Here is a 12,642-nt window from a genome sequence, read left to right as displayed (position 1 = left end):
ACTAGTCGAGTGACTCTGCGCCGAAAATGTACCGGGGCTAAATACACCACCGAAGCTGCGAATTGATACCAATGGTATCAGTGGTAGGGGAGCGTTCTAAGTGCAGTGAAGTCAGACCGGAAGGACTGGTGGAGCGCTTAGAAGTGAGAATGCCGGTATGAGTAGCGAAAGACGGGTGAGAATCCCGTCCACCGAATGCCTAAGGTTTCCTGAGGAAGGCTCGTCCGCTCAGGGTTAGTCAGGACCTAAGCCGAGGCCGACAGGCGTAGGCGATGGACAACAGGTTGATATTCCTGTACCACCTCTTTATCGTTTGAGCAATGGAGGGACGCAGAAGGATAGAAGAAGCGTGCGATTGGTTGTGCACGTCCAAGCAGTTAGGCTGATAAGTAGGCAAATCCGCTTATCGTGAAGGCTGAGCTGTGATGGGGAAGCTCCTTATGGAGCGAAGTCTTTGATTCCCCGCTGCCAAGAAAAGCTTCTAGCGAGATAAAAGGTGCCTGTACCGCAAACCGACACAGGTAGGCGAGGAGAGAATCCTAAGGTGTGCGAGAGAACTCTGGTTAAGGAACTCGGCAAAATGACCCCGTAACTTCGGGAGAAGGGGTGCTTTCTTAACGGAAAGCCGCAGTGAATAGGCCCAAGCGACTGTTTAGCAAAAACACAGGTCTCTGCGAAGCCGTAAGGCGAAGTATAGGGGCTGACACCTGCCCGGTGCTGGAAGGTTAAGGAGAGGGGTTAGCGTAAGCGAAGCTCTGAACTGAAGCCCCAGTAAACGGCGGCCGTAACTATAACGGTCCTAAGGTAGCGAAATTCCTTGTCGGGTAAGTTCCGACCCGCACGAAAGGTGTAACGATTTGGGCACTGTCTCAACCAGAGACTCGGTGAAATTATAGTACCTGTGAAGATGCAGGTTACCCGCGACAGGACGGAAAGACCCCGTGGAGCTTTACTGTAGCCTGATATTGAATTTTGGTACAGTTTGTACAGGATAGGCGGGAGCCATTGAAACCGGAGCGCTAGCTTCGGTGGAGGCGCTGGTGGGATACCGCCCTGACTGTATTGAAATTCTAACCTACGGGTCTTATCGACCCGGGAGACAGTGTCAGGTGGGCAGTTTGACTGGGGCGGTCGCCTCCTAAAGTGTAACGGAGGCGCCCAAAGGTTCCCTCAGAATGGTTGGAAATCATTCGTAGAGTGCAAAGGCATAAGGGAGCTTGACTGCGAGACCTACAAGTCGAGCAGGGACGAAAGTCGGGCTTAGTGATCCGGTGGTTCCGCATGGAAGGGCCATCGCTCAACGGATAAAAGCTACCCCGGGGATAACAGGCTTATCTCCCCCAAGAGTCCACATCGACGGGGAGGTTTGGCACCTCGATGTCGGCTCATCGCATCCTGGGGCTGTAGTCGGTCCCAAGGGTTGGGCTGTTCGCCCATTAAAGCGGTACGCGAGCTGGGTTCAGAACGTCGTGAGACAGTTCGGTCCCTATCCGTCGTGGGCGTAGGAAATTTGAGAGGAGCTGTCCTTAGTACGAGAGGACCGGGATGGACGCACCGCTGGTGTACCAGTTGTTCTGCCAAGGGCATAGCTGGGTAGCTATGTGCGGAAGGGATAAGTGCTGAAAGCATCTAAGCATGAAGCCCCCCTCAAGATGAGATTTCCCATAGCGTAAGCTAGTAAGATCCCTGAAAGATGATCAGGTTGATAGGTTCGAGGTGGAAGCATGGTGACATGTGGAGCTGACGAATACTAATAGATCGAGGACTTAACCATATAATATGAAGCAATGTTATCTAGTTTTGAAAGAATATAAAAAACTTGTTGACTTTAAAAGTTAAATAAGTTACAATGATTCTTGTCTTAAATGAATATAGTCTGGTAATGATGGCAGAGAGGTCACACCCGTTCCCATACCGAACACGGAAGTTAAGCTCTCTAGCGCCGATGGTAGTTGGGACCTTGTCCCTGTGAGAGTAGGACGTTGCCAGGCAAATGGAGGATTAGCTCAGCTGGGAGAGCACCTGCCTTACAAGCAGGGGGTCGGCGGTTCGATCCCGTCATCCTCCACCATTTAGCCGACTTAGCTCAATTGGTAGAGCAACTGACTTGTAATCAGTAGGTTGGGGGTTCAAGTCCTCTAGTCGGCACCAGAAAATCATGGCGGTTGTGGCGAAGTGGTTAACGCACCGGATTGTGGCTCCGGCATTCGTGGGTTCGATTCCCATCAGTCGCCCCATTTTTTCTTTGAATAATTAATATGCGGGTGTGGCGGAATTGGCAGACGCACTAGACTTAGGATCTAGCGCCTTTGGCGTGGGGGTTCGACTCCCTTCACCCGCACTTTTAATAAAATAACTCATACATGTCTTGCGGAAGTAGTTCAGTGGTAGAATACAACCTTGCCAAGGTTGGGGTCGCGGGTTCGAATCCCGTCTTCCGCTCCAATTTTCAATATGACATGCCGGGGTGGCGGAACAGGCAGACGCACAGGACTTAAAATCCTGCGGTGGGTGACCACCGTGCGGGTTCGACCCCCGCCCTCGGCACCATATGCGCCCGTAGCTCAATTGGATAGAGCGTTTGACTACGGATCAAGAGGTTAGGGGTTCGACTCCTCTCGGGCGCGCTTTTATTAACGGGAAGTGGCTCAGCTTGGTAGAGCACCTGGTTTGGGACCAGGGGGTCGCAGGTTCAAATCCTGTCTTCCCGATTTTCCAAAAACACGGGGCCTTAGCTCAGCTGGGAGAGCGCCTGCCTTGCACGCAGGAGGTCAGCGGTTCGATCCCGCTAGGCTCCACTTATTTTAATATATTTTATGGCGGTGTAGCTCAGCTGGCTAGAGCGTACGGTTCATACCCGTGAGGTCGGGGGTTCGATCCCCTCCGCCGCTACCATAAAGGACCTTTAGCTCAGCTGGTTAGAGCAGACGGCTCATAACCGTCCGGTCGTAGGTTCGAGTCCTACAAGGTCCACCACTAAAGCTTTATATCTCGGAGGTATACCCAAGTTCGGCTGAAGGGATCGGTCTTGAAAACCGACAGGCGGCGAGAGTCGCGCGGGGGTTCGAATCCCTCTACCTCCTCCATTTTTTCTAAATTAAATATTTTATCATCGCGGGGTGGAGCAGCACGGTAGCTCGTCGGGCTCATAACCCGAAGGTCGCAGGTTCAAATCCTGTCCCCGCAACCAAATGGTCCCGTGGTGTAGTGGTTAACATGCCTGCCTGTCACGCAGGAGATCGCCGGTTCGACCCCGGTCGGGACCGCCATTTTTTTACATAAAGGCTCGGTAGCTCAGTCGGTAGAGCAGAGGACTGAAAATCCTCGTGTCGGCGGTTCGATTCCGTCCCGAGCCACCATTTTGAAGTCGCAAGCCGACTTAGCTCAACTGGTAGAGCAACTGACTTGTAATCAGTAGGTTGGGGGTTCAAGTCCTCTAGTCGGCACCACTTTCAAAATGAGCCATTAGCTCAGTTGGTAGAGCATCTGACTTTTAATCAGAGGGTCGAAGGTTCGAATCCTTCATGGCTCACCATTTACAATTTAATGCGGGTGTAGTTTAGTGGTAAAACAAGAGCCTTCCAAGCTCTGGTCGAGAGTTCGATTCTCTTCACCCGCTTTTCAATTATGGGCCTATAGCTCAGCTGGTTAGAGCGCACGCCTGATAAGCGTGAGGTCGATGGTTCGAGTCCATTTAGGCCCACCATAATTATTCCGCAGTAGCTCAGTGGTAGAGCTATCGGCTGTTAACCGATCGGTCGTAGGTTCGAGTCCTACCTGCGGAGCCATATTATAGAGAAGTACCCAAGTGGCTCAAGGGGCTCCCCTGCTAAGGGAGTAGATCGCGAACGCGGTGCGAGGGTTCGAATCCCTTCTTCTCTGCCAGAATTGGCCCGTTGGTCAAGTGGTTAAGACACCGCCCTTTCACGGCGGTAACACGGGTTCGAATCCCGTACGGGTCATACTAAAAGAGATAGCATAATCTGCTATCTCTTTTTTGTTGTGTAAAAGCGGACTTTGGATAGTCTGCTTTTTTTTATGGGTTTTTTGTGTCTTTAATGCTTGATAGTAATTATTGCAATAAGTTGTAGGAGATTTATATATATGCATTTATTTTTGCAACCTTTTTATTCTCTCATTCGACTATATTAGTAAAGGGAGGAAGAAATAAAAATGGACATAGCCTATCTAGTAAACTAAGCAACAAGAGGAAATGATCAAGCATTTGAACAACTTATTACTTTTGTTCGCCCAAAGCTATATCGAACAGCCTATTCTTATGTAAGAAATGAACAAGATGCACTGGATATATACCAAGAAACAATTTATGAAGCATATCTTTCATTGAGAAAATTAAAAAAGCCGGAGAAATTTCAAAGTTGGATTACTAAAATTCTTGTTTTTAAATCCATTGATTTTGTAAGAAAGTCCTCTAGACAATTTGTTGTGAATGATGAAATGTTATCTAATTTATGTACAGAAGAGAGCATGAATAAATTAGAGCAATCGCTGGATTTAACCGAGGCATTTAATTTCTTAGATCCTACTTACAAAACCATTATTTTATTAAGGTATTATCACGATTTATCTATTAAGGAAATTGCTGAGGTTCTTAATTCTCCAGAAGGAACGGTAAAATCTCAATTACATCGAGCAAAGCAAGCCTTACGCCCCATTTTAAAGGAGGGATATAGTTATGAATAAAGAAGAAATTAATCACCATATCAATGATATTCCTATACCAGAAGATCGGTTAATTCAAAGAGAAAAAACAGCCATGCTTCAAGCTAAGAAAAATCAGTACCGTAGAAAAAAAACAATTAAGTATTCTAGTCTTATTGCTTGTGGAATATGTGTTTCTCTCTTAGGTTTTGGATTCATTTCTCCTACCATGGCAAAGACATTATCGGGTGTTCCAGTTATAGGCTCCATTTATGCACAATTTAATGATATTGCTTCTGATAAAATTGAAAAGGATGAGCTTGCCACATCAATTGAGAGACGAGATAGTCATAGTGGTTTAACGATGAATGTGAAAGAAGCTGTTTACGATGGTGGACGTTTAGTGGTCACGGTGGAATACAAAGGAGAGAATCCTATTTCCAAAAGTAATGAAGAGAAAGCTGGATTTAGTTATATAACCATTAATGGGAAAGAAGTCAGAGCTGCAATTGGTTCTACTTCACAGAAGTCAAAAGGACAAAACACCATTATTGAGCAGCATGAATTTACTCTGGCTAATTACGGTGAATTTGGTGATAAAATTGATGTTTCCGTCCATGGGAAAGATTTATTTGAACAAACAGGAATATGGAACGTAGCATTTCCTCTTACAAAAGTTGAAGGTGAGATTCATAAATTCACTCCTAATATAAAAACATCAACGAAAGATAATTTATATGCATTAACAGTAAATCAAGTAACCTTTTCTTCACTTTCAACGAGGATTGATTTGACCTTTGATTATCCAAAAGAAATGGAAGCTAATGATAGCTGGCCAGCACTTGATTATACCGTAACTGATGATAAAGGAAAAATCTACGAAGGAGTCAGCTTGCAAGTTGGTAGCACGGGACTATACGGACACCATATTGTTTTAGCTCTTCCACCAATGGATAATCCTCCAAAATCCTTAACAATTGAACCTACGTATCTTAGTGATCTAAATGATACATTAAAAAATGGAGGTGCTGAAGATTTAAAAACGACTGTGTTGCTACAATAATTAAAGAGCTTTGCTAGGTTCACATGTTTATTGACTGTTAATAAGTGACGGTATGTTAATTTGACGTGTATGGAAAAAACATCGCTGTCCAGCTAAGATAAATTTGTATCCATATAATCAAAAGACGCTATTCTTTTTGTAGAAATATACAGAAAGGATGGCGTTTGTTATGCTGTTATCATTGTCGGTTTTTGTCGGTAAGTCGATATATTGCAAAAATCGCTGATATATTTGGAGTTACGGTCCATATATTTAAAAAATCGCTGATATAATTTCACTTACCGACAAAAACATAAGAAAATCCCTTTCACAATCTAAAGAAAACGTCTCCATTGAGATGGATTCCACACCTATTCCATCAACTTTACACTCTATGTGAAAAAGTTCACAAATAGGTCATAATTTGTGAACTTTTTCACAATAATACGTGCTACAATATGAATGTAAAGAAGTTAAACAACATTAAATTAGTATTTTAATTAATTACTTAAACAATCATAAAAAAATATATGTGAACAATAGAGAGGGGAAATTACCATGAAAAAAGGTATCAATCGTGTAGTATTAGTAGGAACAGGAGCTGTAGGTTGTAGTTACGCTTACTCAATGATCAACCAAGGTGTAGCTGAAGAATTCGTATTAGTAGATGTTAATGAAGCAAAAGCAGAAGGGGAAGCAATGGACTTAAGCCATGCGGTACCATTCTCTCCATCACCAACAAAAGTTTGGAGCGGTAGCTATGCAGATTGTAAAGATGCAGATCTAGTTGTTATCACTGCTGGATTACCACAAAAGCCAGGTGAAACTCGTTTAGACTTAGTTGAGAAAAATACAAAGATCTTTAAACAAATCGTTCGCGGCATTATGGATAGCGGGTTCGATGGAATCTTCTTAATCGCAACTAACCCAGTTGATATTTTAACTTACGTAACTTGGAAAGAATCTGGTTTACCAAAAGAGCGCGTAATCGGTTCTGGTACTACTTTAGACTCTGCTCGTTTCCGTTACATGTTAGGTGACTACTTAGATGTAGATCCACGTAACGTTCATGCTTACATCGTTGGTGAGCACGGTGACACTGAACTTCCAGTATGGAGCCACGCTACTGTAGGTGTACAAAAGTTAGAAACAATCTTAGCTAACAACGAGCAGTACAAACAAGAAGACTTAGATAAAATCTTCGAAAATGTACGCGATGCAGCTTACCATATCATCGAGCGTAAAGGTGCAACTTACTACGGAATCGGTATGTCACTACTTCGTGTAACTAAAGCAATCTTAAGCAACGAGAACAGCGTATTAACTGTATCTGCATACCTTGAAGGACAATATGGTGAGAAAGATGCTTTCGTAGGTGTTCCAGCTGTTATTAACCGCGAAGGTGTACGTGAAATCGTAGAACTTGAGCTAAATGAAGAAGAAAAAGCGAAATTCGCTCATTCTGTAAAAGTATTAAAAGAAACAATGGCACCAGTACTATAATAATTGCTAAATAATTCAGAGGCGGGAAACTGCTTCCTACCTCTGAGTTTTTATATAATTTAATATAAATTCCTTTTCCGGTTTCCCTTGTATATCCCCAATATACCCCTTTTGCTGGATAAGGGTCGTTTATAGAAAAGAGCACTCTACTTTATATAGAGTGCTCTTTATTATTATTTTTTAGGTGTTAATCCTAATTTCTTTAAAATATCTGCCAGTGTACCGCTTTTTGATTTTTCAACAGGTATTTGTGATTTAGATGCATCTGGTCCTTTTTTCAAGAAGTTCTTTTCAACGAAACGAATATCTTTTTCGTCGACAATGCCATCTTTGTTAAGGTCGCCGTCTTTCACAGATAGTCCTTTTTTACCATAGTTGCTAGCGATAATTTCAGCATCTTTCATATCAATTACTTTATCAGCATTTACATCGCCAGCAAGGTTTTCGTCAGGTCGTGCATAATAATATTGACCAAGTAGTTTACCATCTTTTTCAGTACCTAGTTTTGTAGTTAGTCGGCTTGTTAAATGTCCTGGAACCTCCACGTATAAGTTATAATCACGTTTATTAACAGGAAGTCCATTCAATTTGAAGTAACCGTATTTATCAAGTGAGCCTTCAAACTTATGACGGTAAGAATCTGTTGCATATACTTTTACACCAAGCTTTGTATAATCAAATTTCTCATCTAAATATCCACGTTCATTTAAGAATGCACCAGGTTTAATATTTCCTTCTACTTTTGAGTTTAAAGACATAACTGAGAATGTTTGATCTTGAAGCACACGCATTCTGCTTGGCTCTGATTCACCTTGTTTCCAGTAAACGAACACCGGTAAATCTAATTGAGCATTTGCTTCATAAAACTCATCATTTTCTACCTTGAAAGTTACATCAATGAACGGGAAGTCACCATCTAATCCGGCGAAGTTTTTATCATCGATAGCTCCGCCTACTGTAACAGAACCTTCTTCTAGTTTCGGCTCATTTACTTTTGCGGTTACCCCTTTTTCAGAAAGGAGTTTTTCAAAAGTAGGATTCAATTTCGCATTTGCAAATTTGAAGTTCTTCTCTAGGAATTTTACGTTAAATTCTCCAGATACAAATTGTTTCACATGTTTGGCGTTTAGTGTCACAGTGAATTCATCATCTTTATATAATTCTTTTTTATCATAACTAGCTTTTGCATATTGAGCACCTTGCGGAATAAACCAATAGTTATTTACACCGCTTGGATAGTCAGGACCTGCAGTTGCATAATCGAAAATATATACGCCTGTGTTCATTGGACCTTCAGTTTTAAAGGAATCAGGTGTAATACCAACTTTAAAGTCACCATTTTCAGTAATAGGTAAAAACTTGTGCAAGTAGGGAGAATAGTCATAGTACATAACGCCGTTCGCTTCTTGCGTAATGTTTAATCCTTTTCCTCTTAAGTAGTCAACGTTAGAATCATATACATTTCCTTTAACCCATAGTGCTTTTTTACCGTCTTCTACTGTATAGTTTTCTTCATTTAATTCATAAATACCAGGCTGTAATCCAGTTAATTTCACTTCTGGCGGTGTATTATCAATTACGACATAATCACCTTTCACACGTGCTTTCCCGGCTTTATCGTAGCCAACAAATTCAATTGTGTAATCTCCTTCTGGTAAGTCGATTTTTTCATCACCAATTGGTTTTGCAGGATCATTTGTAAAAGGATACACTCTGCCGTTAAAGAATGAATCTAAATAGTAATACACATCTGTTTTTAATCCACTCGTGTTTAATGTTCCGATGAAGCCAAGTGCTTTATTTGTTTTGGAATCTTTCACGATAAGATCTAACGTTTCAAGTTCGCTATTTAATTGGAACGCCCCGTGAACATATGATTCGCGGTATGGATTGAATGTAGATGTATCAGTTGAGATTGTTTTTCTTGATAATAGTGCATTTTCAATACCAGGCTCTGACACACGAATAGAGAACGGAATTTGATACGTTTCTTCTTTATTTTTCGTATTTGTAATATGAATATATCCTTCATATCGGCCTTGCTTTGCACCAGCAGGAATATTAATTTTTGCTTCAATTTCATCTGATTTACCAGCATCAATCGTAATTGTTTCAGAAGTAGAAATTTTTACACCGTTTGCGGTAGCGTCATTAATGGCAGAAGAAGCTGGTGTATAAGAAATTTCTGTTTTAAATTCTTTCTTCTCTTGTTTATTGCGGTTTTCAATTTTAATTTTTCGTTTTTGTTCAATGGATTCCCCGTCTTTTTGATAGTATTTACCGAATGCAATGGATCCAGTTTCGTCTGGTACTTCAATCACTTCATCATTGACAATTGTTTTTGTCGTATCTAACACTTTAAAACTTGTTTCCGTGTGAACAGAGTTATAAGCATCTACTCGTCCAGCTCCAACTTCATATACGGAATACTTTTCTTTTAAATCATCAGCTGTGTTCATAAGAGATGCCTTTACATCGAATGGAGAGTATTCTGGGTGTTCTTGCAAAATAAGAGCAGCAACGCCAGCGATATGAGGAGATGCCATGGATGTTCCTTGCATACGTTCATAGGAAACATCGTAGTTTTCACCTTCTTGCGGGTCGTTAATATATTCAGGTACTGTTGAAAGTACCGCAACACCAGGCGCTGTAATATCAGGTTTAATATCATCATTTGATGTAACAGGGCCGCGTGAGCTAAAGTCTGCAAGATGATCGCCTTCTGTTTGAATATAATTTATTTCATCGAAAGTTAAGGATGTTTTGCCTTGTTCAATTTGAGCTTTTAGTTTTTCGCCATCTTCTTTCGTTAGGCGGAATGCTGGAATGTATTTTGTACTTTCGCCAATATAGTAAGGAATTTCTCCATCCACATTGTTATAAATAATAACTGCTTTTGCACCAGCTTGTTTCGCATTTGCGATTTTTTCATCAAACGAGATTGTACCACGTGCAACGAGAGCGATTTTTCCTTTTACATCTTTTTTACTAAACTCGTCAGGAGTACCGATTCCTACAGATTCAATAGGGAGAGATTGTCCTTTGAAATCCTCTATTTTATCAGTGAAGTTTTTGCCGAATAAAATTAGGTTAGGGAATTGTAATTGCCCAGCATGACCGGATAGTTTCGGTAAGGAAATAGAGCTATCACTTGCTCCAACTGTAATAGCAAATGGAGAAGCGCCTGGTGACCCAAGTGTCGCTGGATTTGGGCCAGAGTTCCCGGCAGCAACGACTGTAACAACGCCCGAAAGCATTGCGTTATTGACAGCGATAGACGTTGGATCAAGCGGATTGTTGCTATCGTCACCTAACGATAAGTTAATGACGTTCATACCGTCAGAAATAGATTTATCGATTGCAGCAATAATACCAGAACTATCGCCGCTTCCGTAAGGACCTAGTACACGATAGTTATACAGTTCAATGTCAGGTGCAACACCTTTTACTGCGGAATCTGATTTATTTTTCTTTTGAGCAGAAACGATACCTGCTACGTGAGTACCATGCGCAGTATAGAAGGAAGAACCACGATCATCAAATTCAGGAGCGCCAGATTGTTGCCACTCTGTATAAGTTGTTTCCATCGGATCTGCATCGTTATTAATAAAGTCCCAACCTTTTACGGAGTTTGGGTCTACCTTACTAGAATCCTCACCCGATTTTGCGCGATAGCCTTTATACACGTCTTTTAAGTCAGGGTGATTGTAATCAATACCTGTATCTAGTACACCAACTTTAATTCCTTTTCCGGTAATGCCCTCGCTATGTAACTTATCTACCCCAATTTGGGGAATGCTATCTGTTAGTTTTTGAGGTGCTTTCTGCTCTGCTTGTTTTGGTAAATTTAATTTCACTTCGTAATCTTTCCAAATACGTTTTACAACGCCAATGCGTAACAATTCTTCAACTGTATTTGCAGGTAACGTTAGCGCAACACCATTTATAGCGTGCTTATAAGAACGTTTAATTTGTACAGACTGGAAATTCCCTGATTTTACTGATGGGCTGAATTGATAAAGGCGTTTTAATCCTTTTTGGAATTCCTCATGTTCTTGATCAATACGTGCCTTTATATTTTCAGGAGCAGCTTGTAATCCTTTTTCTTTTTGTTTTAATTCATTAATCTTTACTGGAGCAGTTTGAAATTCTACAATGATATTTACTGGTTCAGAACTACTCGTATTAATATCTGGCGAAATAGTAAAACCAGGATTGGCATCTAACGTTTGTAATGCTTGGCGCTGTTCTTTAGAAAGTTTTGATAGTAAAGACTGGGCGTTTGAAGAGTCAATTTGGTTAATAGGGTTTTCAGCAAGTACATTGAACGGAAGGGCAGTTGAAAATAGAACGCCAGCCGTCACAATTCCGGTAACAAAACGATTTTTCTTTTTCATATATAGGCCTCCGATAATTTATATTTTAAAAATTATTTCTCCACGCCTGGTGTTTGCTCTGCATGGAATGTCCAGTTTAGCTGCAGGGAATCACCCTGGAATTTATTTTGATCTTGGTCGTTATCTTCAAAGGAGAAGAGAACGTGTAAATAGTCTGTTTCACCAGACTTAATACCGTCTATTAAGTTATAACGTTCTAGAGAAGTAGCTACATCCTCCGGTTTCATAGTTTTTAATTCTGATAGTTTTGTTTCCCACAAAATTTCATGATCATCGTTTGGATTAGATGGCTTTCCATCATTCACTAAAAATTTGACGGTGATGTGATCGCCTAAATCTTCACTATCATTATTTTTCTTTGCATCTGTAACCTTATAGGATGCTTCAAGTGCTACTTTTGCAATATCTAATGTTCCTTTATTTTCAAGCTTGAAGTTTCTTTCAATCAAATCACCTGGTTTTAAATCTTTCACATTAACAATTACACTTGGGTTAATAGAAAGATCTAGTGTACCAGCTTGAAATGAGTTACTAGATGTTTCAGAATCACTGAAATAGGCGAATACACCGCCGAATGTAAGGGATAAGCCAAGTGAAGCTGTGACAACTCCCATTCCAACCTTTTGTTTTAATGACATAAGAAAGCCTCCTAATTTAATTTTTTATCAAACTTTTTCCTGGAGCATGGACAGAGTAAACATAGTGTTTCAGTATGAATTATATTTGCGAGAGTTCGTAGTTCTTTATTGAGAACAAGTATATGCTTATGAATTTTCCATTTCAATAAAATTGTGACAAAAAATGTTGAGAAACATTTTTTTATGACAGATTATTTTGTTGTGATTTTAAGTGATAAATAGCAAGTAAAATAGAATCAATCTAATGAAATAAAGGTTGAGAAATAAATAATAGGATGAAAGACTAGTAGGAAATGAAGCGTTTGCAATGGATATTCGTCAAAATTCGATATTTTACACAGTAAATTTGAATATTTTAAGCGAAATTAAAGAAAAAAACGAATATTTTTTAAAAAATAAC

The 12,642-nt window shown here is 40.7% G+C and carries 5 protein-coding genes, 22 tRNA genes and 2 rRNA genes (1 of these 29 cut by a window edge); 27 read left to right on the top strand and 2 right to left on the bottom strand.

Translation table 11 applies throughout. The features are described 5' to 3' along the window. The 27 genes from ACU8YW_RS24415 to ACU8YW_RS24285 form a co-directional block, all read left to right on the top strand. Window positions 1-1,774: ribosomal RNA gene (locus ACU8YW_RS24415) — 23S ribosomal RNA — on the top strand (it extends 1,148 nt beyond the left edge of the window). Between the two features lie 101 nt (window positions 1,775-1,875). Further along, window positions 1,876-1,991, top strand: a 5S ribosomal RNA gene (gene rrf / locus ACU8YW_RS24410). 4 nt (window positions 1,992-1,995) lie between these two features. After that, window positions 1,996-2,071: transfer RNA gene (locus tag ACU8YW_RS24405), tRNA-Val, on the top strand. A gap of 4 nt (window positions 2,072-2,075) precedes the next feature. Beyond that, window positions 2,076-2,151 (top strand) — tRNA-Thr (locus ACU8YW_RS24400). Window positions 2,152-2,161: 10 nt separating this feature from the next. Further along, window positions 2,162-2,237: transfer RNA gene (locus ACU8YW_RS24395), tRNA-His, on the top strand. A gap of 23 nt (window positions 2,238-2,260) precedes the next feature. Next, window positions 2,261-2,341 (top strand) — tRNA-Leu (locus ACU8YW_RS24390). A 29-nt stretch (window positions 2,342-2,370) separates the two neighbouring features. After that, window positions 2,371-2,445 (top strand) — tRNA-Gly (locus tag ACU8YW_RS24385). A gap of 16 nt (window positions 2,446-2,461) precedes the next feature. Then, a tRNA-Leu gene (locus ACU8YW_RS24380) sits at window positions 2,462-2,550 on the top strand. Between the two features lie 3 nt (window positions 2,551-2,553). Then, window positions 2,554-2,627: transfer RNA gene (locus tag ACU8YW_RS24375), tRNA-Arg, on the top strand. Window positions 2,628-2,637: 10 nt separating this feature from the next. Continuing rightward, window positions 2,638-2,711: transfer RNA gene (locus tag ACU8YW_RS24370), tRNA-Pro, on the top strand. A gap of 14 nt (window positions 2,712-2,725) precedes the next feature. Next, window positions 2,726-2,798, top strand: a tRNA-Ala gene (locus tag ACU8YW_RS24365). A gap of 20 nt (window positions 2,799-2,818) precedes the next feature. Then, a tRNA-Met gene (locus ACU8YW_RS24360) sits at window positions 2,819-2,895 on the top strand. A 4-nt stretch (window positions 2,896-2,899) separates the two neighbouring features. Beyond that, window positions 2,900-2,976 (top strand) — tRNA-Ile (locus ACU8YW_RS24355). Between the two features lie 17 nt (window positions 2,977-2,993). Then, window positions 2,994-3,086 (top strand) — tRNA-Ser (locus ACU8YW_RS24350). Between the two features lie 27 nt (window positions 3,087-3,113). Beyond that, window positions 3,114-3,190 (top strand) — tRNA-Met (locus ACU8YW_RS24345). Window positions 3,191-3,193: 3 nt separating this feature from the next. Continuing rightward, window positions 3,194-3,269 (top strand) — tRNA-Asp (locus ACU8YW_RS24340). Between the two features lie 14 nt (window positions 3,270-3,283). Beyond that, a tRNA-Phe gene (locus ACU8YW_RS24335) sits at window positions 3,284-3,359 on the top strand. Window positions 3,360-3,373: 14 nt separating this feature from the next. Then, a tRNA-Thr gene (locus tag ACU8YW_RS24330) sits at window positions 3,374-3,449 on the top strand. A gap of 10 nt (window positions 3,450-3,459) precedes the next feature. Further along, window positions 3,460-3,535: transfer RNA gene (locus tag ACU8YW_RS24325), tRNA-Lys, on the top strand. 13 nt (window positions 3,536-3,548) lie between these two features. Continuing rightward, window positions 3,549-3,619, top strand: a tRNA-Gly gene (locus ACU8YW_RS24320). A 10-nt stretch (window positions 3,620-3,629) separates the two neighbouring features. Beyond that, window positions 3,630-3,706 (top strand) — tRNA-Ile (locus ACU8YW_RS24315). A 7-nt stretch (window positions 3,707-3,713) separates the two neighbouring features. Beyond that, window positions 3,714-3,788 (top strand) — tRNA-Asn (locus ACU8YW_RS24310). A gap of 6 nt (window positions 3,789-3,794) precedes the next feature. After that, window positions 3,795-3,885 (top strand) — tRNA-Ser (locus ACU8YW_RS24305). 5 nt (window positions 3,886-3,890) lie between these two features. Then, window positions 3,891-3,962, top strand: a tRNA-Glu gene (locus ACU8YW_RS24300). 274 nt (window positions 3,963-4,236) lie between these two features. Then, on the top strand, window positions 4,237-4,704 hold the full coding sequence (locus ACU8YW_RS24295; protein ID WP_426934140.1) for a sigma-70 family RNA polymerase sigma factor: 468 nt from the start codon (window positions 4,237-4,239) through the stop codon (window positions 4,702-4,704). Then, complete coding sequence (locus ACU8YW_RS24290; RefSeq protein WP_088064690.1) at window positions 4,697-5,725, top strand: DUF4179 domain-containing protein; 1,029 nt, start codon at window positions 4,697-4,699, stop codon at window positions 5,723-5,725. The genes ACU8YW_RS24295 and ACU8YW_RS24290 overlap by 8 nt, the downstream gene beginning before the upstream one ends. A 537-nt stretch (window positions 5,726-6,262) precedes the next feature. Then, window positions 6,263-7,207 (top strand): L-lactate dehydrogenase, encoded by a 945-nt coding sequence (locus tag ACU8YW_RS24285; protein ID WP_048541166.1) that lies wholly within the window; start codon window positions 6,263-6,265, stop codon window positions 7,205-7,207. Between the two features lie 173 nt (window positions 7,208-7,380). Here the strand turns inward: ACU8YW_RS24285 and ACU8YW_RS24280 are convergent, their stop codons facing one another. Together ACU8YW_RS24280 and ACU8YW_RS24275 are read right to left on the bottom strand one after the other, a co-directional pair. Then, on the bottom strand, window positions 7,381-11,604 hold the full coding sequence (locus tag ACU8YW_RS24280) for a S8 family serine peptidase (RefSeq protein ID WP_426934139.1): 4,224 nt from the start codon (window positions 11,602-11,604) through the stop codon (window positions 7,381-7,383). Between the two features lie 32 nt (window positions 11,605-11,636). Next, window positions 11,637-12,242, bottom strand: a complete 606-nt coding sequence (locus ACU8YW_RS24275) for a TasA family protein (protein WP_426934138.1) — start codon at window positions 12,240-12,242, stop codon at window positions 11,637-11,639. Window positions 12,243-12,642 lie beyond the last annotated feature (400 nt).

The sequence above is a fragment of the Bacillus pretiosus genome, from assembly GCF_052947655.1.
This window is presented reverse-complemented; position numbering and strand designations above follow the sequence as displayed.